Source organism: Salmonella sp. 32100201201700099SM (genome assembly GCF_017572645.1).
GTDB classification, from domain to species: domain Bacteria; phylum Pseudomonadota; class Gammaproteobacteria; order Enterobacterales; family Enterobacteriaceae; genus Salmonella; species Salmonella enterica.
In genome coordinates, this window is record NZ_JAGERQ010000011.1 from 58,673 (window position 1) to 83,066 (window position 24,394).

Consider the following 24,394-nt stretch of genomic DNA (forward strand, 5'->3'; position numbering starts at 1 on the left):
CCGTCGATACATAACAGTTATCAGAAATCATATTTGTCGATATTGTCTTTGTTGAAAATGACACGCTCCGGCAATAACACAATGCCGTTACCTTTTGCCTCATAGTGATATCCCTGCTCACTATTAGGTGAAACGGTGACTTTGCCGATGCCGGGAATATCCAGTGAATCACCGACATTCATTGGCATATTTTTCAGCAACGCGTTGGCGACATATACGGAAATTTTTCCCTGTTGGACGACATCCCACAGGCCAAATTCTTTAACAGTGCCGCGCTGAACATAAGGGCGCATTACATTCGGCGTACTAAAACCAACAATCGCGAGATTATTGCGTTTAAGGTTCTCCGCCGCCTGTGCCGCAGCAGGTAAAGCGTTAGCGTCAGGCGCGATGATGGCATCCAGATCGGGATACGCTTTGATGATACCTTCCGCCGTCTGGAGCGATTTCGTGGCATCGTTATAGCCAAACTGGGTAGTGACTATCTCCCACCCCGGATGTTCCTGGCTAATTTTGGCTTTAGCTTCTTTCACCCACTGGTTCTGGTCGGTCACCGTTGGGCTGGAATAGAAGAAAGCGACTTTCGCTTTCTCTTTGTCCACCTGATGAGCGGCCATCTCTACCAGCATGCTGCCGAGCTGTTTTGGCGTCCCTTGATTGATATAGTAAGAACGGCACTCCGGCTTGGTATCGGAATCCCAGGTTAATATTTTCACGCCTCTTTGCATTGCCCGCTTCAACGCCGGGCACAGGCCATCAGGCGAAACGGCAGAAACGATAATGGCGTCATACTCCTGATTGACAAAGTTATTCACCAGTTGAACCTGGCCTGAGACGCTGGGCTCTGTAGGGCCATCGTAAGTTACGTCAATGCCCAGCGCTTTTCCCGCTTCCTGCGCGCCATTGCCGCCGCTGGTAAAAAAGCCCACGCCAACCAGCTTGGGAATAAAAGCAATCCGCTCTGCCGCCTGCACGGTCATTGCCGCAGATGCCAGACCAAACGCAGTGAGTAAGGCGATCATTTTAATGCTGTGTCTTGCCATTTTTTTCTCCATAAATTTCAAAAGGAAATCATGCCTGATGCGCATTGCGACGGCGTGAGTACCATTCAAGGATTTGGTGACGATGCAAACTGACGGAACGACCAACGACAACAACAATGAGAAGCGCACCGGACAATGCGCTGGAAATTTGATTCGGCACTCCGGCCATCTGTAGCCCCTGCTGTAAAAATCCCACCAGCAGCGCCGCCAACGCGGACCCCATAATCGACCCGGAGCCGCCATAAATATTGGCGCCTCCCAGCACAACCGCCGTAATGGCCGGCATCAGGAAAGAGGCGCCCAGATCCGAACGTGCGGAGCCAAAGTAAGAAACCAGTAATACGGCGGCGATAGCGGAGGCGCATCCGGTCATGGCATACACGGTATACAACGTGCGATTCACCGGGATCGCGCTGTACTGCGCGACACGGGCGCTCTGGCCAATCAGGAAAACGTTGCGTCCCATATGCGTGCGATGCATGAGCAGCCAGAAAAACAAACAGCACACAAGAAAAAAAATAAGCGGCATAGGAATACCAAGAAATGAAATATTGGCAAAGTCAGTGAACGCTGTGGGAAATCCACCAATACCTTCATAACCCGTAGCGCCAGCCATACCAGATAACAATAATGCGCTACCACCAAATAAATACATGGTTCCCAGGGTAATCACCAACGGGTTTACGCCGGTATAAATAATAAGTCCGGCATTTATCAGCCCACATATTGCGCCGAGTAGTAGGGTAATAATAATCGCTAAAGGTAGCGGCATACCGAGCTGAAACAGCACACCCAGGGTAATCGCGCATAGCCCGATTGTAGAACCAAATGAAATATCCATACCACCGCTGACAATAACCATTGTTAGCGGCAAAGCGACAATACCGATACAAATAAAATCGCTAGTGCTAAAAAGTAAGACATTAATATCTAATAAACGTGGATTAATCACACCGAAAGCCAGAATTTCAAAGATCAATAAGGCTGCCAGCGCAATTTCCCAGCTATAGCGTCGCCATGGATTCATCATGCCACCTCTTTGTTTTTATTCTGTTGTGCGTGCGTTTTTGCTTCCGTCTGTAGTGGAGTGGGTGGTGATATAAAACGGGCATATTTCTGGCGGCGCAGATTGCGTTGTAATGCGCAACGCAGCCGCCCATCGAATACCAGTACGCCCAACAATACCAGGCCAGCAATAAAATCGTTCCACCAGGCGGGGATACGCAGCAGCACTAACACACTATCGATTTGCGTAAGAAAATAAGCGCCGAGAATAGCGCCGATGACCGTGCCTGACCCGCCTAACAGGCTAATTCCCCCCAATACGCAGGCCGCGATGGCTTTCATTTCCAGCCCCGTGCCGGTTTGATTGGGAATGAAGCCAATCTGCGAGGCAAACACGATTCCAGCCAATGCCGCCATACCGCCATTAAGTGAAAATGCCATGATGCGTACCATCTCGGTACGGACACCCAATTGCCGGGCGCCCTGCAGGTTATCGCCGGTGGCGTAAAAATTGCGGCCAAAGGCGGTTTTCGCCAGGAGCCAGGCCATAAGCAGCGCTAACACCAGGGTAAACCAGCCGATTGCGGAAATTCCCAGAAACACCGGAGCAGAGAGTTGCTTTAAGCCTGCGGGTAATCCTTCAATCCATTTTCCCCCTGTCCATAGCAGCATGATCCCACGATACAAGCCCAGCGTTCCCAGCGTGGCGACAATGGCGGGTATCTTCAACCAGGCAACCAGTACGCCATTAAAAAATCCGGCGACAATTCCTAATATTAGTGTGGCCAGGCAGGCGACCGGCAGGCTATAGCCGGCGTTTAACATCACTCCCAGCAATACCGCGCACATTCCTGTCGTCGAGCCCACCGATACATCAATATTGCGGGTGAGCATTACCATCGTCGCGCCAATCGCCAACAGCATCAAAATTTGCGCGCTACTGAAAACCATTGTCAGCGTTTGCACGCTCAAATACTGGCTATCCAGCGCGCCAGGAAACACGAATAAACAGACTATTGCCAGCAGTGCCGTCGCTTCCCGGTTATTTTGGATGAATTTCAACATGTTGCCTCCGACGCACCATGTTCGCCAAACGCAACGTGCATGATGGTATCAACGTTAATTTCCTCGCCGCATAATGCAGGCCCCCCCAGTTCCCCCTGGTGCATGACATATACGCGATCGGCCATTTGCTCTATCTCTTCCAGATCGGAGGAAATAAACAGCACTGCGACATTTTGTTGCGCGATACTGCGCAACAGCTGATAAATGTCGCTGCGGGCGGAGACATCGACACCGCGGGTCGGTTCATCGACAATCAGTAATTGCGGAGAGGCTTCCAGGCATTTGGCAATCAATACTTTTTGCTGGTTACCGCCGGATAAAGTACGCGCCGCCTGTTCGGCATTATTGAGTTTGATATTTAACGCGCGGTGGTAACGTTCAAGGGTGGCGTTATCCCGCTGGGGCTTTATCCAAAATCCTTTTTGGTTGTGGGTCAGCGAACAGACATTCCATGCCAGGGAAGCGTCAAGATACAGCCCGGATGACTGCCGATCTTCCGGCAAATAGACCAGGCCGAGCTGCAACCGCTGTTGGGTTGTCAGGGCGTTAATTTCTTCGCCATTGAACAGCATCCTCCCCGCATTGACCGGTCTAATACCGTACAGCGTTTCAGCCAGTTCTGTGCGTCCCGCGCCGACTAACCCGGCCAGACCAAGGATTTCGCCTGCCCGCACCTCAAGGTTGATATTCATAAAACCTTCGCCCGTCAGTGACTCCAGCGCTAATACCGTCGCGCCGCGTTCGTTCTGCGGGCGGCTGCCAGGCAATTCCAGCCACAACTTTTGATTCGCGGAAAGACTGACGCCCTGCGTTGCCGGGGTGATAGCTTGAATAATCTCGTCGGTAGAAAGGTCATGCGTTTTTCCGAATAATGCGATTTTACCGTCACGCATCACGCTAACGCAGTGAGCTAACTGTCTAATTTCTGGTAGCTTATGAGAAATAAATACAATTCCGACACCCTTTTTCAGCAACTCTTGCAGACGCGTAAATAACCGGTCAGTTTCGGCTGGCGTTAACGACGCCGTAGGCTCATCAAGAATTAAGATTCGCGAGTCGCGCATCAAGCCGCGCATAATTTCAACGATCTGGCGGTCTGCAACATCAAGCGTACCCGCAGCGCTCGCCGGATCGAGTTGGCATCCCATCGCCTTTAATAGCTGCTGCATTTTTTCCGTGGAGGCCTGACGTCCCTGTAAGCCAAACAAGATATTTTCCCGCACAGATAAACTCGGAAATAACAGAGGCTCCTGGGGAACCAGGTAAATGCCATACTGGTGCGCCTTCAGAGGCGTTAAATGACTGCAACGCACACCAGCAATATCGATAGTCCCTCCATCTGGCGGGACTATACCGGCAATAATCTTCATTAATGTTGATTTACCCGCACCATTGCCGCCAAGCAATGCGTGCACCTCTCCCGCATGCAGAGTAAAGTCAATTCCCTTTAGTACTTCGACGCCGGAATAACTTTTATAAATGTTCTGCACACAAATCAGAGGGGATGCAGTATTGTGACTGATTTGCATGTTGCCTCCGCTCCCTCAATGTTGACTGACGGGACTGAACAAATATTTTTTGAAAAAGAAATTGTTCAAAACGGTAGTAGTTATTTGGTCAAAAAACTCTCATCCAGATCACGTTTTATGAATAAATGAATTTTTATATGATAAATGTTCAGATTTGGCGCGTTTTTGTGGCGTTAATCACGGTTATTTCGGAGTGATAACTGAACAATTGTGTTAATGATTTAGAAATGTTCAAAGTAAAGCCAGGTTATGACAATGAGCGATAATACGTTGGTATCTGATTATGGAATGTGCGAAGAAGAGCAGGTGGCGCGTATTGCCTGGTTCTACTATCACGATGGATTGACGCAGAGTGAAATCAGCGAGCGTCTGGGGCTAACCCGGCTAAAGGTTTCTCGTCTGCTGGAGAAAGGGCATCAGTCCGGTATTATTCGCGTACAAATCAACTCCCGCTTTGAAGGGTGTCTTGAGTATGAAAATGCCTTGCGCAACCACTTCGCATTGCAGAATATCCGCGTGCTGCCGGCATTACCCGATGCCGATATTGGTCTGCGCTTAGGAATCGGCGCCGCCCATATGTTGATGGAGTCACTGCGGCCACAGCAATTGCTGGCCGTCGGCTTTGGCGAAGCCACGATGACCACATTAAAACGCCTCAGCGGATTTATCTCGGCGCAACAAATCCGACTGGTCACGTTATCCGGCGGCGTGGGGCCGTATATGACCGGAATAGGCCAGCTTGATGCCGCTTGTAGCGTAAGTATTATGCCCGCGCCGCTGCGCGCATCATCGCAGGAAATTGCCTGCACGCTGCGCAATGAAAATAGCGTGCGGGATGTGATGCTCACAGCGCAAGCTGCCGATGCCGCCATCGTGGGGATTGGGGCAATTAACCAGAAAGATCAAGCCAGTATCTTAAAATCCGGTTATATCACTCAGGGTGAACAACTCATGATTGGCCGCAAAGGCGCAGTAGGCGATATTCTGGGCTATTTTTTTGATGCTCATGGCGAAATTATTCCAGACATCAAAATCCATAACGAATTAATTGGCCTGAAGTTAAATTCACTTTCCACGATCCCAACCGTGATTGGCGTCGCCGGCGGCGAACAAAAAGCAGAAGCTATTATTGCCGCTATGCGCGGTAACTATATCAATGCGCTGGTTACCGATCAGAAAACCGCAGGGAAAATAATTCAACTTATTGAAAAATAAAAAAAATAAAATAACACTTACCTCAATTCAATAAACAATAACTGACAGGATTTTATGTAACGATGTAAAAATAGCCGAGGATAAAAAAATGGCTCGACTCTGTACCCATACTGAATCAGGACATTACCTGATGGCTCTTGACGCCGGTACCGGTAGCGTCAGAGCAGTAATTTTTGATCTACAAGGAAAGCAAATAGCTGTCGATCAAGCGGAATGGCAGCATCTGGCCGTGCCGGATGTGCCTGGTTCGATGGAGTTTGATCTTGCCAAAAACTGGCAACTGGCTTGCCAGTGTATCCGTCAGGCACTACAGAAAGCCGCCATCCCTGCAACGGCTATCGCTGCCGTATCGGCCTGTTCGATGCGTGAAGGCATTGTTATTTATGACAGTAACGGCGAACCAATTTGGGCCTGCGCTAATGTTGACGCCCGCGCGGCGCACGAAGTCAGTGAATTAAAAGAGCTGCACGATAACACCTTTGAGGAGGAAGTTTATCGTTGCTCCGGGCAAACGCTGGCGCTCAGCGCTATTCCGCGTCTGCTCTGGCTTGCCCACCATCGTCCGGATATTTATCATCGCGCGTCAACCGTCACTATGATCAGCGACTGGATGGCCTTTATGCTCAGCGGCGAACTGGCGGTCGATCCCTCCAACGCAGGCACGACGGGGTTATTGGATCTGGTGACCCGCAACTGGAAACGTAGCCTGTTACAGATGGCGGGCCTGCGTTCTGACATTCTCTCGCCGGTAAAAGAAACCGGGACGCTGCTCGGTCACATTTCACAGAAAGCGGCTGAACAGTGCGACCTGCAAGCGGGTACGCCGGTCATCGTTGGCGGCGGCGATGTGCAGTTAGGCTGTCTGGGGCTGGGCGTCGTACGCCCGGCGCAAACGGCCGTGCTGGGCGGAACCTTCTGGCAACAGGTCGTCAATCTTCCCGCGCCAGTCACCGACCCAAACATGAACGTTCGCATCAATCCTCATGTGATCCCCGGTATGGTACAAACCGAGTCTATTAGCTTTTTTACTGGGTTAACGATGCGTTGGTTCCGCGACGCCTTTTGCGCCGAGGAAAAACTAATCGCTGAAAGGTTAGGTATTGATGCGTATTCCCTGCTGGAAGATATGGCCAGCCGGGTGCCTCCCGGCGCGCACGGTGTGATGCCCATCTTCTCTGACGTTATGCGTTTTAAACGCTGGTACCATGCCGCGCCGTCGTTTATCAATCTGTCTATCGATCCTGAAAAGTGTAATAAAGCGACCCTATTTCGCGCGCTGGAAGAGAATGCCGCCATTGTTTCCGCCTGCAATTTACAGCAAATTGCCGCGTTTTCCGGCGTACAGGCCGACTCGCTGGTTTTTGCCGGCGGAGGATCTAAAGGCAAATTATGGAGCCAAATACTTGCCGACGTTACGGGACTCACCGTTCACGTACCTGTCGTCAAAGAAGCTACCGCGCTAGGGTGCGCTATTGCCGCAGGCGTTGGCGTGGGTGTCTGGCCATCGCTGGCGGAAACGGGAGAAAAGCTAGTGCGCTGGGATCGGGAGCATAAACCTAATCCTGAAAATTTCGCTGTCTATCAGCAGGCCAGAGAAAAATGGCAGGCCGTTTATCAGGATCAACGCGCGCTGGTCGATGGTGGCTTAACGACATCCCTCTGGAAAGCGCCAGGCCTGTAACAGGAGAATAAGCATGCAAAAAACGAATGAGAAGAATCATGAATACCGCTTTGGCGATAATGGCCCTAAATACTTAATCCGTGGGCCGGGCTGCGATATGGGCGTCGTCATACTACAACCAGGGCAGTCATTCCCTAACCATCGCCATAATACCGCTTGTGAGATTTTTTATACCCTAAGCGGTGAAGTGTGCCTGTATCTGGAAGGAACACCTCATATCCTGCAAACTGGAGATGTTTTACAGTGCGAACCTGGGGAGGCGCATTACCTCATTAATAACGGCGATAAACCCTGGAAAGGCGTGTTTATTAAATCGCCGCATCTGGAAAATGACAGCCACCCCGCAGATCCACCGGCCTGGTAACGCCCGCGCCATCGCCAGATTTTGCCGGATAGCGCCACGAGAGCCTTGTCCGGCCTCCAAACGGTATTCGTTAATGCAATATCAAGCTGTCATTTGATGACCTGTTGGTTCAAGATATCACACTGATGATCCTGAATTTCCTCGGCAGAAGCGCGATTGAAGATCAGTAAATTACGCTCGGTCGCCAGCAAGACAAAAGAGCCATCGCTTTGGCGTATCACCGCCAGCGCGATACATCACAGCATCCCCGCCCGCGCAGGAACTTTCCCTGGTCCCATCGCCACCACAGCAGCAAAAAATAGCAGTGCGGTCATAAACTCCGGCAGTGGCGAAGTCGCCAACAGAAGGATAGTAATGCCAACCATGATGAAAGGAAGGAACAGAGGATGGGGCAACCAGAGCGACATACCTGTCTCCTGACGATTTTTTCAGCAAGAATACGACGGACAGTCAGGCAGGTAAACGCCAGATATAGTGGGGTTATCGCAGGATTAAGCGGACAGATCAGTGATAATGAATTTCACCAAAGTATTCAGACAGCACGTAATAGCGGCAATACTCAAAAGGGCTGTCCTTCCCGGCCTGAAACGTCTGTCTGGCGACGGATAACAGCGGTTTATTGGCGGCGATTTGCAATTTTTCGCACAGGTCAGCGGAAGGTAAAATCGCCTCAACTTTTTCTATCGCCGAGTCGCTTGTGACGTTTAATAACGAATAGAGCGACGTATGCTCCAGCGCCTGCGGTGTGAGTTGCAGATCGGGAAAGAAGCTAAGATCGAGATAGATCTTTTCATGGTTAAACGGACGGTTATTCAGGCAACGAATACGCGAAATATAGAGATAGTGATGCTGTGCGGGCAGGCTCAAGCCGTCTGCCTGAGCGTCGCGCGCGCGGCGCGGCGCGATTTCCAGAATACGGTTCTCAATCGCCACGCTGGCGTCCTGGAGATCGCGGGTAATACCGCGAAACGTGTGCCCGTAGCTCACGCCTTCCGGTACCGAGCACACCACCGAACCACTCCCGCGCTGCGACGAAATAATGCCCGCATTGATTAATTCGCTCCAGGCCTGTTTAACCACTATCAGCGAGACGTTGTAGGCTCTGGCAATCTCTTTTTGCGTCGGCAGCTGGCTGCCTAAAGGCAGGGATCCATTTTGGATCTGCTGACAGATGATAAAAAATAGTTGCTTATAAAGCGGAGTAAAGCTCGTTTTATCAACCTGCAAGCTGCGCACCTCACGTCTTCGCCAGCAGGGGACGTTTTACCGTCCCCGGCAGGGTGAAGTCGCTACCCTGCGATTTGCCTGGCCAGTTCTGCCAAATCGAAATGATTCATACGATCCAAAGTCGTTAAATAATCGGCGGGAAAAGCCTCCACGCCATGGAATGCGCCGGAAATCGCCCCGACCATGGTGGCGACAGTATCAGTATCATTGCCGATATTAACGCCGGAGATAATAGCATCTACGGCAGAATTCGGACAACACGCGAACAGGCCAAAGGCCGCCGGCACCGCTTCACTCACGTGCAGCCCGGAGCCAATAATATCAGCAAGTTCCACCACCGCCGTTTCCCAATGGCGATGACGTTTACCGATATCTACGGCCAGCTCAATGCGTCGGGCAACGGAAGGCCCTGCCACCATCATCGCCCCTTGCTCCTGCGCCAGCAGATAGCCCCTTTGCGCACCGTAAATACCGGCGGCAATAATGCTGTCTGCGTTGGTCTGCGCTCTTAACGCCTCGCTGGTTGCCGCCGCCATCGCCGCTGCGCCGGACATCGCCAGCACGTTATTATGCGTAAAACGGCAAATCTGTAGCGCGCAGTCAATCGCCGCGTCAATATCGCCAGGATGCAGCACCGCCGCTGGCCAAATCTTCATGGCAGCGCCGTTCGTTGCCTCCGCGTTACCCTTATTAATAATCTGTACCGACTGTTTTTCGCCTTCCAGCTCACCCTGTAAAGAGGCGCGGTTATCATTGAATATTGCCTTCATTGCCGCACGCGTCGTCGGGCCGGTAAAGTTGGCGTAGTACGGGTAATCCAGCCACTGCTGAAAAGCCTCGCGCATCGCCTCGTCGCTGACCTGGCGTTGATGGCGCAGCAGCGCATCCATGATGTACTTCGCCTGAATAAAATCATCCGTGCACATCCCCGCTTCGTTGCAGCGGCCAAACGTGTCTGCTGGCGGTTTTTGAAAGGTCGTCACCCAGCCGCCAAAATAGTCTTTTATTTGCTGCTGGGTGCGTACTTCCGTCGCGGCTCCCATCGCGTCCGCGGCGGCGGCGCCCACCAGGCATCCCAGTATTTTGTTTTGATCAACGTGCATGATGACTCCTTATTTCACGGTCATGGCTTGTGCCAGCGAATGGCTGGAAAGAAAAGTGTTTAGCTGCTCAGGAAACGGTAAAGCGGTCATTGCGCCCTTTGCCGTTACCGCCATGGCGCCGCAGGCGTTGGCATTGCTGATGGCCTCCGCCAGCAGGGCATGGTTCCAGCAATTTGCGCGGGAAAGGGTGAACAGCAGGCCGCCGACAAAAGCATCACCGGCTCCCGTGGTATCAACAACATCGACGCGCGGTGCGGGGAAATGGAACTCCCCCTCGGCGGTAATCAACAGAGCGCCATCGGCCCCCAACGAAATAATGGTGGTGTCGCAGCCCAGATCGCGCAGGTAATAACGCGCATCCTGCCAGTGGCTGGCCCCGCTGAGCTGGCACAGCTCATCTGCCGAGACTTTGCAGATAGAAGCCAGCGCGGCGGACCGGGCGATCAGTTCAGGGATTTCATCGGTATTGCGCCACATCTTGCTGCGTAAGTTGACATCAAACAGCACGTAGCCACCCGCTTCACGCATTCTTCTCGCTCCCTCAAGGCACGCCTCGCGAGCGGGACTGTCAGTGAGGCCAATTGAGCTGAAGTAAAACCATTCGTACTGCCTGAACGGCGGCAAATCCTGCGGCGAAACGTAGGTATCAGCCCCCGGATGCACCAGATAGGTAAAGCTGCGCTCCCCATCAGCCGTCAGGTTGACGATCAGCACCGCGCTAGTCAGGTCCGCATCCAGCCGCAGCGAAGAGACATCCACGCCGTTATCCTGGAAAACCTGGCGCAGGAAGCGACCGGCGTCATCGTCGCCAAGACAGCCAATAAAACCGCACTCTCCGCCCAGCCTGGCAACGCATACCCCCACGTTCGCCGACGCTCCGCCGGGGCATTTCAGATAGCTGTTCTGCTTTTCCGGTACCAGGTCAACGGAGGCATCACCGATAACCCAAACCTTATTCATGGCCTTCATTTGCGCCTCCTTATGCCTGTTTCTGCGCCAGGGCGAGCTGAATATCACGATAATATTCATTGTTAATCAGATACTTTTTCATAAGCAGCCCAACCGCAAGGTGGAACAGAGCAGGAATGAGCGTCATCATCAGCGCAATGCCGGTGAGCGAACGCGCGGTCTGTTCAACATCGGCCTGATAGCCAAAGTGGCTCAGCAGGAATCCGAGTATCCCGCCCGCGATCCCCATCCCAAACTTCTGGAAGAAGAGGATGCCGCCAAACGCCAACCCGGAAACGCGCAGACCGGTTTTCTTTTCTCCGTAATCCACCGCTTCGGCGATAGAGGACCAGAACACCGGCATTTGCATATCGCAGAAGAAATTAATAAGAAAATAGAACGCAAACGCCAGGATAAGATTTTCACGCCCGACGGAGAAATACATCAGCGCGCTCAGGATAAAGGTAATAATCTGGGTGTAGCGGAACATCTTAATTTTGTCCCAGAACTTGGTTATCTAGGTGGTGGCGATCATCGCTAAAATAGAGGCAACGACGCCGGTAGTCAGGAAGGGTGAAATCAGGCTATCTCCGCCGTTCAGATAATACTTGGCGTAATAAGCGGCAACGGAACCGCGAATAACATAACCGCACATCAGCAGCAGAATAACAACGCCGAGAATAATCCACTGATCGTTACGTAACAGATATTTAAACTGTTTCCCCACCGATAGCGAGGTAATTTCCGGCTCGCTGCGTTCACGCGTGGTAAGAAAACAGAAGATAAACAGTAAGGCGCCCATCGCCCCCATCAGCCCCATCGAAAACTGGTAACCCAGCGCCTTGTTGCCCTGCCCCAGCCAGACGGCAAGCATCGGTACGACGATAGTCACCAGGAAAGCGGCAATCTTGGTCATCACAAAACGATAACCGTTGGCGCTTAACCGTTCGACGGGGTCGCTGGTAATGACGCCAATCATCGAAATATAGGGAATGGTGATCGCAGTATAGACCAGGGTCATAAGAATATAGGTGCCATAGGCCCACGCCAGCTTGGCCATATAAGCCATGTCAGGCGTAATAAACATCAAATACACGGCGAAACCAAAAGGAATGGCAAACCACAGCAGCCACGGGCGATAACGTCCCCAGCGCGTATTCAGTTTATCGGTCAGAACCCCCATGGCCGGATCGATAATGGCATCAATCATCCGCACAACCACAAACAGTACGCCAACATCAGCGGCGCTCAGGCCGTAGATATCGGTATAGAAATAGGCGAGGAGCAGCTGCATGGCGATAATCACAACGTTTATCGCCATATCTCCCGCGCCGAAGCCGATTTTTTCCACGATAGAAAGTTTCATGTTGATATTCCTTTACGCTTAGCAGCGCAAATCTGGTGAACAATTAATGATGTCACTACATGAAATAAAAACGTTTTTATATATAAGCCATCCACCAGACAATCTATGGAGGCTATGAAGAGAGTGTAACGAACCATCAAAAGATATAAAGGTATACCTTTATATCTTTTGATCGGTTTCACATATTTTTATAGACACGATCTTACCCCAGTTTTAAACCGGGATAAGAATCAATAAGATAATGAGCAGGGGGTGTAACGAAAATCAGCGGGAAGACAAAATGGCGCAACTATGATCCTGAATCTCTTCCGCCGATGCGCGATTGAAGGTCAGTAAATTACGCTCGGTCGCCAGCAGGACAAAAGAGCCATCGCTTTGGCGTACCACCGCCAGCGCATAGCGTCCCATATGATCGCGCGCTTCCGGTACCTCTTCCGCCAGCATCATAAACGGACTACGCTGCGCCAGTTCGCTCTCGGTTACCCGGCGCGCCAGGTATTCATGCCCCATCAGGTCGCCCGGTAGCGGAAGCCAGCGAGTGCTGATACGCGTGAGATCGTTATCCAGTTGTTCCCGAACGTCAGGACGGATGCAAGAAATATGGATATGCAAATGGTCCTGTGAACGACCAAGCCGCGAATTAATCGCCAGCGAGACCGCGCTATCCGGAATATCATGCCCGTATTTTTTACTCATATAGCCGCGAGCCTGCCAGGCCAGCCAGAAAAAGTTGGGCGTAGCGGGTTCCAGCAATAGCGGGCTTTCTGTACCGTTGATACGGTAGGTGGGCATCAATAAATATTGCAACGGACCGTGACGATCTTTAAAGACGACATAGCCGGCGCGAGGTTTGACTTCCGCGCAAGGCGCTGGGTTTTGATGCTGTAACTGATCGGGCAGGCATTGTTCAAGCACGATTTCCCGTAATGCATCAGGATTGCCGGAAAATTTCCAGTAACCGACGCCCGCCGCGGCGACAATCACTATCACCGCCAGTAAAAAGTAACCTGTTTTTTTCATGTTATGCGTTCCCTGTGACCCATAGACGGGGAAGAGTAACGCAAAATTGTGGCAAAGAAAAAACCCGGTAACATAATACGTTACCGGGTTTATAAACGGTTTAGCGTTTGCTGATTTGGTCGAACGTACCGCCATTAGCGAAGTGATCTTTTTGCGCCTTCGCCCAGCCGCCAAACACCTCGTCAATGGTGAACAGCTTCAGCTTCGGAAACGCATCGTCGTATTTTTTCGCCACGTCAGCATCGCGCGGACGGTAGAAGTTTTTCGCTGCTATCTCCTGCCCTTCCGGCGAGTAGAGATACTTCAGATACGCTTCCGCCACCGCATTCGTCCCTTTCTTCTCAACGACTTTATCCACCACGGACACGGTCGGCTCTGCGAGAATAGATTCACTCGGGGTCACTATCTCGAATTTATCTTTACCCAGTTCATTCGTCGCCAGTAGCGCTTCGTTTTCCCAGGCAATCAGCACATCACCGATACCGCGTTCAACGAAAGTATTGGTTGAGCCGCGCGCGCCGGAGTCCAGCACTTCAACGTTTTTAAACAGGGCTTTGACAAAGTCCTGCGCTTTGGCCTGATCGTTATTGTTGTGGTGCAGGGCGTAGCCCCATGCCGCCAGATAGTTCCAGCGTGCGCCGCCAGAGCTTTTCGGGTTTGGCGTAATCACCGACACACCGGGTTTAATCAGATCGTTCCAGTCATGAATTTGTTTTGGATTGCCTTTGCGGACCAGGAAAACGATGGTGGAGGTGTAAGGTGCTGAGTTATCCGGCAGACGCTTGATCCAGTTTTTATCGATACGACCACGTTCCGCAATAGCGTCCACATCGTAAGCCAGCGCCAGCGTCACGACATCGGCTTCAATGCCGTTAATAACGGAAGTCGCCTGTTTACCCGAACCGCCGTGCGATTGACGGATCACGACGTTGTCGCCGGTTTCCTGCTTCCAGTGCGCGCTAAACGCTTTGTTGTACTGCTCGTACAGCTCACGCGTTGGATCGTATGATACGTTAAGTAACTGAATATCCTTTGCCAGAATGCTGGTTGACGCCAGCAATAATGTGAATCCCACGCCCCACTTTTTCATCGCCCGACTCGCTTATGTTGTGTTGTGATGAGCAAAGCGTGCCAGAAAGCGATCCAAACATTAAAGAATAAAAAAAGATTGGCTATAACTTCGAGGAATAAATCTGAGGGATTGCCGGATGGCGGCTAGCGCCTAATCCGGCCTACACGTTTCTGCAACCTGTAGGCCTGATAAGCGTAGCGCCATCAGGCGCGCAAAAACAATCAGTACAGTTTTTTCGCGCACTCCATCCAGTCGCTTTTGAACGGACGCTTCATGTTTTCAATCGCATCGATGATGTCATGATGAACAAGCTGCTCGTTCTGGATACCGACACAACGACCGCCATGGCCTTCCAGCAGCAGGTCAATAGCATACGCGCCCATACGAGAAGCCAGAATGCGATCGTAAGGTACCGGGGAACCACCGCGCTGAATGTGGCCGAGCACCGTCGCACGCGTTTCACGGCCCGTTTCTTTTTCAATAAAGTGCGCCAGTTCGTCAACATCACACATATGTTCGGTGATAGCGACGATAGCGTGTTTTTTCCCTTTCGCGATCCCGGCTTTGATTTCCGCCACCAGATCCTCGCGATTAAATTCAACTTCCGGCACCACGATAAACTCACAGCCGCCAGCAATAGCCGCCGCCAACGTCAGGTCGCCGCAATAACGGCCCATCACCTCAACGATAGAGATACGCTGGTGAGAAGAGGAGGTGTCACGCAGACGGTCAATCGCTTCCACTACAGTGCCGAGAGCAGTGAAGTAGCCGATAGTGTAGTCAGTGCCTTTGATGTCGTTATCGATAGTGCCTGGCAGACCGATGCACGGGAAGCCCATTTCAGTCAGACGTTTTGCACCCATATAAGAACCGTCGCCGCCAATAACTACCAGCGCATCGATGCCGCGTTTTTTCAGGTTTTCGATCGCGACAGCGCGAATATTTTCGTCACGGAATTCCGGGAAACGGGCGGAACCGAGGAAAGTACCGCCACGGTTGATCATGTCAGATACGCTGTAACGGTCAAGCTGCACCATACGATCTTCATACAGGCCCAGATAGCCGTCATAAATGCCCATGACTTCCAGCCCTTCCGTCAACGCTGCGCGCACAACACCGCGGATTGCCGCGTTCATGCCCGGCGCATCACCGCCGCTTGTCAACACACCGATTTTCTTAATCATGACTACCTCTGAACTTTGGAATGCAAAATGAAATCTATTGCCGGAAGCCGATTTCGCACTTCGAAACGATCCAACGAATATACAGATAGTATAACAATCCCTTCCTGCTGAATTGATTCAGGTCAGGCCAAATGGCGGTAATTTATACACAAAATGCTGGCCTGGCTCACTTTTTAACAATCAATTATACAAGCTCGAACTTCCTGCCTTCCCTGGGAACGACTGAACAGGGATCCTGATGAATAATGACATCTGAACCCGGAAAACGCCGTAAAATCGCCTGCTCTACCTGGTCAGCCACAAAATGCGCCTGAACGAGCGGCAGATTATCTTCCATTTCCAAATGAATCTGAATAAAGCGAGTCGGCCCTGACTGCCGCGTGCGGAGATCGTGCGCGCCGCTGACTCCCGGCCATGACGTCACGATATCAATAATTTCCTGTCGTTCCGCATCGGGCAGCGCGCGATCCAATAATGACTGCACCGCCTCATACCCCATACGTAACGCGCTATACAAAATATAGATGCCGATACCTAACGCAAACAGGGCATCCGCACGATGCCAACCGTACCAGGATAACCCCAGCGCGATAAGAATCGCTCCGTTCATCATAACATCAGACTGATAATGAAGCATATCCGCCCGTACCGCCTGACTTTGGGTCTTGCGTACCACCCAGCGCTGAAACGTGACCAGTATAATAGTGCATATCAGAGCGATGACGGTAACGCCAATCCCCACGCCGGGGTCGTTCATTGGCGTCGGCTTAATCAGATTCTGGATACTGGTCAAAAACAGAAACAACGCCGAACCGGAAATAAACATACTTTGCGCCAGCGCCGCCAGCGACTCCGCTTTACCGTGCCCAAACGTGTGTTCATCATCTGCGGGTTGCAGCGAATAACGCACGACCAACAAATTCGTCAATGACGCGGCAATATCCACCAGCGAGTCCACCAACGCCGCCAGAATACTCACCGATCCCGTATACCACCACGCCAAAATTTTGATCAAAAGTAACGCTGATGCCATCGCCGTTGCCGCGATAGCCGCCCGGCTAACCAGCCGTCCATAGGTTTGATTCATAAATACTCCCGCTATCTTCTGCCGGTAGTATAACGGATGGTTTAAAACAGTAAGCTAATAACAGAATGACAAACTGGAGATAAAAAAAAACCCCCACATCATGTGGGGGAAGACAGGGATGGTGTCAGAAAACACCACCTAACATAATGATATAAATGGATTTATATCATCCGCTGTCCACATAGCGTCCACATTGACTAAAACGCCCCTGCCCGTCAGGGGCTTTGTTTTTTCATCCGGCAGGGGTTATAAACAACTTTTAACTCAATGTTTAATAAGGATGTTCTATGCTCAACCTCAAATCGGCAATTGCAACCGTCGCCATTCTTCTGTCTATCTGCGCCCACGCCCAAACGAATAACGTAAAAACTTTGCAAAAACAGCTAAAGTTATGGCAACCGATTGAAATAAAAGAAAGTAATAATGTCGTGACTGTCGTTCTTGACGCAAACTAAGTTACACCTGAAATTTATGATGCAGTCGTAAGCTCAGGAATTTGTATGGATGTTTGGACAAAAGATGTACCGGACTCCTACATGAAAACAACTAAAGAATTGCACGTACTGAATAAACATAAGGCGTTTGGTTATGTGCTCGAACAGCCTCTCGCAACTTGTAACGAGATGGGTAAAGAACCAGATGACAGAGCTAAAGTGATGATGCTCTCAAAAACTCATATGTTTGGAATGCCAAAGTCAAAATAAACAAAACCCCGCAATCGCGGGGCTTTTTTTGTGGTTACATCCACATAGTTTGTTGACCTGATGGCAAAGGATGCGGCCTGACGGCATTAACCTCACCCGGCTTAACAATGTAACGCTGCACCGACTCAAATGTGATAAACGTGGCACTACAATTCACGTTCTGACACTGGTGATAACGCTCCTTTGTCGTATCGGTCATGTAACGGCTTGTGCGTGCGTGGGCGGCATGCTGGCATAACGGGCAATGAAACATATTAAGCACCTCAACGGTTTGGCTGATGCGTTAATTTTACTCAAAAAACCATTATATAACAAATAGATAAATTAAAATCACCCATCATCATCTTCCGCTTTATACTCTACGTCAGAGAGCTTAACCTCAAGCTCTAAGCCCGTCGTGAAGCCACTATTATTCAGGCTGTGAGTCACTTTACTGATTAACCAAGATTGCTCGTCTATGACGCGCTTAAAGCCTGACACGCGCACTGGTGTCTCAGGGAATAAATCAGCCCTACCAAGCGCCAGCGTAATTGAAAACTCCGCAACGCCTCGCTGCAGCTTATCCCACTTAGCCTGAGCGGCGCGCATCGCCTGCGCTCTGGAAGCGTAGACCGTCGTCAGTGCCAGCACGTTATCGGCCTCACCGACCATATACTCACCTTCGCGAGCCTCCGGCTCTTTTCTGGACTTCGTCTTTTTGCTAACCGGCTTTGCTTTCGGGTGTTCCAGTGCGCGAAGGTGCTTCTCTTTTGGCTGGCGTTTCAGCGTCACTTTCTGTTTTTGCGGCTTCGGGTCTTTGGTGTACAACCATTTAGCTGTTACACCGGTATAAGCTCCGCGGTCGGCAATGGCAAACTGATGACGGTCGCCGTCACTGCGGGTCAGCGTCATTTGTGGAATGGGCTTACCGCTGGCCGTCAGCGCACTACCGGCTTTCAGAAACAGTAGTTTTCCCGCTTTAACCGATACAGTCGCTCCGTTTCGGTCAGCCAGCCGGGTAAGAAATACCGCGTCGGATTCCTGCGACTGGTCGATATGCGGTACCGGGATTTGTTTCAGCGAATCCGCGACGCTGGCCGTCAGTTTGTTACGCTTTGCAATGGTGCTGACCAGCTCACCGAGGGTGGTATCGTGCCATGATTCTTCACGTCGTGAATTGAGCGTGCCGCGAAAGTCTGCACTACGCGCCCGGATGGTCAGGGTATCAGGCGCGCCCCGGTGCTCAATCTCATCGACCGTAAAATCGCCTTTATTCAGAAGCGCCGAACCTTGCCAGCCAAGCCACAGCGTCAGCACCGCCCCGCGCAGAGGTAATTCGACTTTTCCGTCGGTATCGTCGAGCTCAATGTCGAGCTGGTCAGCCTCAAAACCCCGGTTGTCGGTCATGGTGAGAGAAATCAGCCGGTCACTAAAATTGCTGGTAATGTCCTGGCTGTTCAGCGTTAGCATAAATGCCGGTGCAAGACTGGCACCGGCGTCAATGGTCATGCCCGTAATCATATGGTCAGCCCTCCGAGCGCACCCTGCAGCTTATCGGTCAGATTACCGGCAGAGCCGAGAAGCTCGCTCGCCTGTTTATTCAGGTCGCCAAACATTGCCGTCAGTGATTCATCGACCCGTTTTAGCGAAAGCGTGAAATCAATCTTTCTTGCCGCTCCATCGCTGAAAAACTCGGCGTGCGTGGCCGACACCTTATCGATGATATACATCCCGAGGATTTTGCCGGTACCCTCAATCAGCGGCCACGCCCTGCCCTCATCGGCCATCAGTTCCACAGCCAGCAGGGATATATGACCGCCGGTAATGGCAGGGTAAAGCGTACCGGCAAGCTGTATTGAGGTTTCCCCCTCGCCGAGAAACTGATATGCAGGCGGTTTACCGACCCGGTCATTAGACGCCCAGCGGTAATCTTTCGAATGCTGCATTGACTGATAAGGCAGAGTACGGAGTTCAAATACAAACATGCCGAGAGCAAGCATCATCGTTTAATTCTCCCTTAGTCGTGGCTCATGCTGGCGCGCTGACGCGCACGCTTTTCGCGCTCAATTTGTTCGAGTGTGTCGCGTAGCTGGCGGTCGAGTTGATGCCCCGGAGCAACACCGCCCGGTAGCGTAATGTTGTATTCGCTTTTGCTCTGGTCGATGTAAGAGCGTCCCGCCGGTGCGGTAACGGGCTGATAAGCCTGATACCCGCCATAGGTGCTGGTCGCCGGAATGTAGGAATCCCCCTGCGTGGCGGCGTTGGTTTTGGCGGCGGTCTGGTCGAGGCTGTCCGATTCTTTGTTGATGATGCCGAGCTTTTCGAGAAGCCAGTCGACACCACTGCGTAGCTTGTTGAAAACGTTCAGCGGTGCCATCAGCGCTGAGGCCAACGCCTGACCGAAAATAACGCCAGCATTTTTACAGCTATCGAGCGTCTCCTGCGTAGCTTTGACCGGTGCAATCAGGTCTTTAAACCATTGCCAGACTCCGCGCAGCTTCTCACCGAGTCCGTCAAAAATGGGTGCCAGTGGTGCAAACATTTCCCCGACCGGAGCAAAGGCACTCATGATGCCCTCAATCACCCCCGAGAAAAATGCGCTGATGGGCTCCCAATATTTACGGATAAGTAGCGCCCCGGCCACAATCGCCGCCCCGACGGCCACAATCGGCCAGGTGATTGCACCGAGCGCGGCTACGATGGCACTACCGGCAACAGTCAAGGCGGTACCCATCACGCCAGCGGCGGCAATGATGGCGTTAATCCCCATGACAACCGGCCACGCAACGAGACCAATGCCGCCGATGATACCAATCAGAGCAAGTGCGCCCCCGGCAATAATGCCGATAGTTGTCGCCAGACCTTTGTTTTTCTTGATCCAGTCGTCGAGCTTTAACACGTATTGTGTGGCGGCTTGGGTGAGTTTACGCAGCGAGTCCTCTTGCTGGTCAAAAAGGTCGGTACCGACGGCCTCATAAGCCGACTGGAACTCTTTAAAGTCGCCGCCGAGGTTATCCTGCATAACCTTAACCAGTTCCTCGGTTTTGCCGTCTGACGCTTTCAGCGCGGCGGTTAGCTGGTCGAGCTTGCCGCTGGCCGCTGCTTCCATCAGTACCGCCGCCGCCGAGCTGGCCTCCTCGCCGAAAATGGTTTTCATGTACTCGCCGCGCTGGCTTGTCCCGAGGTTGTTTTTCTCAAAGCTGCGCTGCATTTCTTTCAGTATGGAGAATATCGGGCGCGTGTTCCCCTTGCTGTCTGACGTTTTGACGCCGAGTTCCTTAATGGCCTCAAACGCTTTTCCGGTGGGAGCCTGCAGGCGGCTGAGAATGGCGCGGCTACCCGTACCCGCCATTGACCCGGTGATTTTGGCGTCGTGCAGTGCACCGACCATTGCGGCGGTTTGCTCGATGCTCACCCCGGCATTTTTCGCCACTGGCGCGGCATAGGTCAGCGCGTCGCTCAGTCCGTCAAAATCGGCGGCGGTTTTGTTCATCGTCATCGAGAGAACGTCGCCAATGTGAGCAATCTTGTCGTTTGAAAGTTGAAACGCTGATTTCATCCCGGTCAGCAGCGCAGCGTTTTCCTCCATTGAGCGCCGGTTTGACAGCGCCATATTCAGCGTGACTGGCGTCGCCGCCTGAATGGCAGCAGCGTCACCGCCGCTTTTCGCAATGATGATTTGCGCGCTCGCTGCGTCATCTGCAGAGGCTGCAGTATTGTCGCCGAGCTGGCGAGCCTGTTTGCGTAGCGCCTGCATTTCTGGCGACTGTTTATCAACCCCGAGCACAGCCTGCAGCTCGGAATTTTTCTGTGCAAAGTCATAACCGGGCGTCAGTAATTTAACCCCGGCCATCGTTCCCGCCGTCGCAATACCGACCCCGGCAGCGCCTGCTGCGGCCATGTTACCGGCAAGCTCTTTACCTGATTTATATCGTTCTTTCACCCGGCTTAATTTCGCCTGCTGCGCACTGACGCGCGCCAGTGCATTACGCTGTCGGTTAAGCTGCGCCGTCGTTTCGCTGATGGAGGTTTTGAGTCGACGTTCATCGGCAGACAGGGTGCGGGTATTGATACCGGCCTGCATCAGCTCGGAACGCTGGCGCTGTACCGATGTTCTCAGGCTGTTATATTTCATCTGCAGCTCAGAGGCGGCACGTTTTGCCGCGTCGAGCGCCTGCGCCTGCGCGCGGGTCGGACTGGTGGTGTTTTTAAACTGCACAGCCAGCTCACCGGCTTCGCGCTTTGCCTTGTCAAGCGCCTGACCAGTAACGGCCAGTTGCGCGCTTGCCTTACGAAAGCCGTCGATTTTCGACGCCTGACCGTTCAGGTCGCGCAGACCCTTTTGTGTGTTGCGAATATCACCCGACAGGGTTTTACTCGCGGTCTGGATGGATTTAAGCGGTCGGGTCGCCTGGTCGACCGCTTTCAGCAATACCTCAAGCCTCAGGTTATTACTCATTGTGGTTTCCGCTACGCTGCAGCGCCTTTTCGCGCCATGTGATGAGCTCGGTCAGGCTCAGGGAACAGAGTTCTGATGGCGGCCAGTGGAATATCACTGCGATATCCGCCATCAGGTCATCAGTCGACAGGTCTGGCGGGAAGTCTATTCCGCCGAAGCCGGTGACAAAAAACCAATCACCTTAGCGGCCAGCGACAACATATCGGGCAGGTTCATCGCGGTAAGCTCCTGCGCGGTGAGCGCGGGGTAGGTCATGCGGGGCAGTACCTTAATCAGGGCGTCGACTTCGGACTGCGCCACCGCCGCCAGACTGACGCCGCGCAGGGTACCGGCGTTCGGCTCAATCAGGGTGACTTTATCAATCGTCTGACCGGCGCGCTTAATCGGTTTGTCCAGGGTCACGACGTTCGGGTTTACGGTGTCAATTTCATTGCCAGCCGTATCAATAAATTCAGCGGTTTTACGTGGTGCTTTTGCCATGATGTTTTTCTCTGTTCTGAATGGGGTTAATAACCGGCCAGCAGTGCTGACCGGTCAGGGAATTACAGCCCGATTGCGCGGCGGTGCTGTTCCAGACGGTCGACGCCGTTCACCTTCTCGACCATGTTGACGGTGTCGATTTCGATGACGTCGCTGCCATCAATCGTGAGGCGGTAGTAGGTGCAGACAGTCGACAGTTTGGTCGAGGTGTTTTCACCCTGCTTATTCTCGCCGCCGTCGATTTCTTTATGACGGCCACGCATGACCACCTCGACCGCCACGATTTCGCCGGTATCGTCGCGCTGGTAAGAACCAGCAAAACGCAGCGGCACAGCATCAGCGCCCGGGGCGGCGTACTGCGCCCACAGAGCCACATCAGGCAGGCCACCGACAGACCATTCGACGGTGAGCGCATCATCGTCGAGGCCGAGGTCAATCGCTGCCGCGCCATTCATACCGCCGCCGCGATAGTTTTCGAGCTTGCGGGTCAGTTTCGGCAGCGTCACGGATTCAACAACACCCATGTAGCTGAGGCCGTCATTGAACATATTCAGGTATTTGAGTTTACGGGGTAGTGCCATGTTGTTTCAGGCTCCTTAGCTGTTGACCGATTCGGCCAGATTCACCAGATATTTATCGGTGATACGCTGGCGCAGGGTCAGGCTTTCCAGTGGCGGAACTGGTGTATAGTCGTAGTCGATATACAGTTTCCCGGCCTTGAGGGTTTCCTTGTCGTTCGATTCCTCATCGAACCAGCATTTACCCTCCACGATGTAGCCGTTTGATTTCAGCTCGCGGAATTTGGCGTTAATGCCGTCAACAATGTCACGAATGAGCGTGGCGGTAATGGGCTTGTCGACCGCCCACATGTGCGCCTCGGCCATCGTGTCGGCCAGTACCTGCGCGGTGCGAGTGTAGTTCTCAAACAGAAAAAGCGGGTCATCCGAGCAGGTGCGGTTACCCCAGAAGCGGAAACCGTCCTTGCGTACCAGCGTTGTAACCCCGGCCTCGTTGAGCAGGTCAGCATCGGTGCCGGATGCCTGCAAATCCCAGAACACTGAGGCGCTGATGCCGGTAACGCCCTGTACACCAACGTTAGACAGGGTTTTGTGCCAGCCGACAGTCTGGTCGATGTAAGCACGCAGGCCTAGTGCACGCGCAGTGGCGTAAGCCGCTGCGGTGGTATTTTTGACGGTGTCCCACGCGAGGAAATCAGGCCAGATAACCATCAGCTCGCGCTGGCTGAAATTTTTACGATATTCCATCGCTTCGGAAATAGTCTTACATCCCCACGCGCTGACGTAAGCAAATGCACGTAATTTAATGGCAGCCGACGCAAGCGCGACCGCGACCTCTTTAGTATCCAGCCCCGGCACCCCAAGAATACGCGGCTTGACGCCGGTGACGGCCTGAGCAGTCAGGAGAGCCTTGATACCGGTGTATTTACCGTTCTCATCCGTACCTCCGATAATGTTGGAAACAGTCTGTGCGAGCGCAGCTTCCTCGTCATCGCCGGCTCCATCCTCAACACGTACAACAACAGTGACGGGTTTTGACTGGTCTGCGATGGCCTGCAGTGATGCAGCCAGCGTGCCTTTTTTACCGGCTTTCGCAATGGCGCTTTGCACATTGGTAATCAGTACCGGTTCATTGAGGGGAAATAGCGTGGCATCTGCATCGCTGGCTGTACAAACCATGCCGACGACCGCAGTCGCTACTGTGGAAATAACACGCGTACCGTCATTAATTTCGATGACCTGCGTGCCGTGGTGAAAATCACTCATCCGGTTAACTCCGTGGTTAAGGGGTGAGTATATTTTCAGGTCAGTACACAAGAGGGGGCTATTTGTACCGGCTGTCAGG

24 protein-coding genes and 3 pseudogenes are annotated in these 24,394 nt (G+C 52.4%); 5 read left to right on the plus strand and 22 right to left on the minus strand.

What is annotated here, in order from left to right:
* Nucleotides 1-20 precede the first annotated feature (20 nt).
* The 4 genes from lsrB to lsrA are packed head-to-tail and all read right to left on the minus strand — an operon-like array spanning nt 21 to nt 4,642.
* Nucleotides 21-1,043 carry an autoinducer 2 ABC transporter substrate-binding protein LsrB gene (gene lsrB / locus J4685_RS17310; RefSeq protein ID WP_000090734.1) on the minus strand — a complete coding sequence of 341 codons (1,023 nt, stop codon included), beginning with the start codon at nt 1,041-1,043 and terminating at the stop codon, nt 21-23.
* A 28-nt stretch (nt 1,044-1,071) separates the two neighbouring features.
* On the minus strand, nt 1,072-2,073 hold the full coding sequence (gene lsrD, locus J4685_RS17315; protein WP_000981831.1) for an autoinducer 2 ABC transporter permease LsrD: 1,002 nt from the start codon (nt 2,071-2,073) through the stop codon (nt 1,072-1,074).
* Entirely contained in the window at nt 2,070-3,113 is a 1,044-nt protein-coding gene (lsrC, locus tag J4685_RS17320; protein ID WP_000911134.1) for an autoinducer 2 ABC transporter permease LsrC, read from the minus strand. Before lsrC ends, lsrD begins: the two co-directional genes overlap by 4 nt.
* Nucleotides 3,107-4,642 carry an autoinducer 2 ABC transporter ATP-binding protein LsrA gene (gene lsrA / locus J4685_RS17325; protein WP_001167248.1) on the minus strand — a complete coding sequence of 512 codons (1,536 nt, stop codon included), beginning with the start codon at nt 4,640-4,642 and terminating at the stop codon, nt 3,107-3,109. The genes lsrC and lsrA overlap by 7 nt, the downstream gene beginning before the upstream one ends.
* A gap of 255 nt (nt 4,643-4,897) precedes the next feature.
* On the opposite strand from lsrA, the gene lsrR reads away from it, so the two are divergent.
* The 3 genes from lsrR to J4685_RS17340 all read left to right on the plus strand — a co-directional run bounded on the left by lsrR (nt 4,898) and on the right by J4685_RS17340 (nt 7,902).
* Nucleotides 4,898-5,857 carry a transcriptional regulator LsrR gene (gene lsrR, locus J4685_RS17330; protein WP_001283049.1) on the plus strand — a complete coding sequence of 320 codons (960 nt, stop codon included), beginning with the start codon at nt 4,898-4,900 and terminating at the stop codon, nt 5,855-5,857.
* Between the two features lie 88 nt (nt 5,858-5,945).
* A complete protein-coding gene (gene lsrK, locus J4685_RS17335; protein ID WP_000113079.1) occupies nt 5,946-7,538 on the plus strand; it encodes an autoinducer-2 kinase in 1,593 nt (530 codons plus the stop codon).
* A 13-nt stretch (nt 7,539-7,551) separates the two neighbouring features.
* Nucleotides 7,552-7,902, plus strand: coding sequence for a cupin domain-containing protein (locus tag J4685_RS17340; RefSeq protein WP_001173080.1), 351 nt, complete (start codon nt 7,552-7,554; stop codon nt 7,900-7,902).
* Between the two features lie 89 nt (nt 7,903-7,991).
* On the opposite strand, the pseudogene J4685_RS17345 reads toward J4685_RS17340, so the two are convergent.
* The 10 genes and pseudogenes from J4685_RS17345 to fieF form a co-directional block, all read right to left on the minus strand.
* Nucleotides 7,992-8,132: pseudogene (locus J4685_RS17345) on the minus strand (CDP-diacylglycerol diphosphatase); the annotation flags it as partial.
* Nucleotides 8,133-8,180: 48 nt separating this feature from the next.
* A pseudogene (locus tag J4685_RS17350) lies at nt 8,181-8,309 on the minus strand (hypothetical protein); the annotation flags it as partial.
* A 97-nt stretch (nt 8,310-8,406) separates the two neighbouring features.
* Nucleotides 8,407-9,129, minus strand: coding sequence for a GntR family transcriptional regulator (locus J4685_RS17355; RefSeq protein ID WP_001535809.1), 723 nt, complete (start codon nt 9,127-9,129; stop codon nt 8,407-8,409).
* A gap of 62 nt (nt 9,130-9,191) precedes the next feature.
* Nucleotides 9,192-10,232, minus strand: coding sequence for an ADP-ribosylglycohydrolase family protein (locus J4685_RS17360; RefSeq protein ID WP_000557882.1), 1,041 nt, complete (start codon nt 10,230-10,232; stop codon nt 9,192-9,194).
* Nucleotides 10,233-10,241: 9 nt separating this feature from the next.
* On the minus strand, nt 10,242-11,201 hold the full coding sequence (locus J4685_RS17365; RefSeq protein WP_000646493.1) for an aminoimidazole riboside kinase: 960 nt from the start codon (nt 11,199-11,201) through the stop codon (nt 10,242-10,244).
* Between the two features lie 10 nt (nt 11,202-11,211).
* Nucleotides 11,212-12,546 (minus strand): annotated as a pseudogene (locus tag J4685_RS17370) (MFS transporter).
* Nucleotides 12,547-12,810: 264 nt separating this feature from the next.
* Nucleotides 12,811-13,566, minus strand: coding sequence for a CDP-diacylglycerol diphosphatase (locus tag J4685_RS17375; RefSeq protein WP_000750756.1), 756 nt, complete (start codon nt 13,564-13,566; stop codon nt 12,811-12,813).
* Nucleotides 13,567-13,666: 100 nt separating this feature from the next.
* Nucleotides 13,667-14,656 carry a sulfate ABC transporter substrate-binding protein gene (locus J4685_RS17380; protein WP_000758714.1) on the minus strand — a complete coding sequence of 330 codons (990 nt, stop codon included), beginning with the start codon at nt 14,654-14,656 and terminating at the stop codon, nt 13,667-13,669.
* Between the two features lie 203 nt (nt 14,657-14,859).
* Nucleotides 14,860-15,822 (minus strand): 6-phosphofructokinase, encoded by a 963-nt coding sequence (pfkA, locus tag J4685_RS17385; RefSeq protein WP_000591793.1) that lies wholly within the window; start codon nt 15,820-15,822, stop codon nt 14,860-14,862.
* A 184-nt stretch (nt 15,823-16,006) separates the two neighbouring features.
* The gene (gene fieF / locus J4685_RS17390; RefSeq protein WP_001077325.1) at nt 16,007-16,909 is read right to left on the minus strand and encodes a CDF family cation-efflux transporter FieF; all 903 of its coding nucleotides are present in this window, start codon (nt 16,907-16,909) and stop codon (nt 16,007-16,009) included.
* 287 nt (nt 16,910-17,196) lie between these two features.
* Between fieF and J4685_RS22590 the strand changes: the two genes are divergently transcribed.
* Together J4685_RS22590 and J4685_RS22595 are read left to right on the plus strand one after the other, a co-directional pair.
* Entirely contained in the window at nt 17,197-17,364 is a 168-nt protein-coding gene (locus J4685_RS22590) for a hypothetical protein (RefSeq protein ID WP_243764530.1), read from the plus strand.
* Nucleotides 17,365-17,409: 45 nt separating this feature from the next.
* Entirely contained in the window at nt 17,410-17,613 is a 204-nt protein-coding gene (locus tag J4685_RS22595; protein WP_243764531.1) for a hypothetical protein, read from the plus strand.
* A gap of 34 nt (nt 17,614-17,647) precedes the next feature.
* Here the strand turns inward: J4685_RS22595 and J4685_RS17400 are convergent, their stop codons facing one another.
* From J4685_RS17400 to J4685_RS17435, 8 genes are all read right to left on the minus strand, one after another.
* Nucleotides 17,648-17,866 (minus strand): DNA-binding transcriptional regulator, encoded by a 219-nt coding sequence (locus J4685_RS17400; protein ID WP_000468311.1) that lies wholly within the window; start codon nt 17,864-17,866, stop codon nt 17,648-17,650.
* Between the two features lie 77 nt (nt 17,867-17,943).
* Nucleotides 17,944-19,113, minus strand: coding sequence for a phage late control D family protein (locus J4685_RS17405; RefSeq protein ID WP_046595652.1), 1,170 nt, complete (start codon nt 19,111-19,113; stop codon nt 17,944-17,946).
* On the minus strand, nt 19,110-19,595 hold the full coding sequence (locus J4685_RS17410; RefSeq protein WP_000978859.1) for a phage tail protein: 486 nt from the start codon (nt 19,593-19,595) through the stop codon (nt 19,110-19,112). The genes J4685_RS17405 and J4685_RS17410 overlap by 4 nt, the downstream gene beginning before the upstream one ends.
* 14 nt (nt 19,596-19,609) lie before the next feature.
* A complete protein-coding gene (locus J4685_RS17415; protein WP_046595650.1) occupies nt 19,610-22,051 on the minus strand; it encodes a phage tail tape measure protein in 2,442 nt (813 codons plus the stop codon).
* A complete protein-coding gene (locus J4685_RS17420; RefSeq protein WP_010835837.1) occupies nt 22,044-22,181 on the minus strand; it encodes a GpE family phage tail protein in 138 nt (45 codons plus the stop codon). Before J4685_RS17420 ends, J4685_RS17415 begins: the two co-directional genes overlap by 8 nt.
* 14 nt (nt 22,182-22,195) lie before the next feature.
* A complete protein-coding gene (locus J4685_RS17425) occupies nt 22,196-22,531 on the minus strand; it encodes a phage tail assembly protein (RefSeq protein WP_001029726.1) in 336 nt (111 codons plus the stop codon).
* 62 nt (nt 22,532-22,593) lie between these two features.
* Nucleotides 22,594-23,112 (minus strand): phage major tail tube protein, encoded by a 519-nt coding sequence (locus J4685_RS17430; protein ID WP_001207675.1) that lies wholly within the window; start codon nt 23,110-23,112, stop codon nt 22,594-22,596.
* 15 nt (nt 23,113-23,127) lie between these two features.
* Nucleotides 23,128-24,315, minus strand: coding sequence for a phage tail sheath protein (locus tag J4685_RS17435; RefSeq protein WP_001279029.1), 1,188 nt, complete (start codon nt 24,313-24,315; stop codon nt 23,128-23,130).
* Between the last annotated feature and the right edge of the window lie 79 nt (nt 24,316-24,394).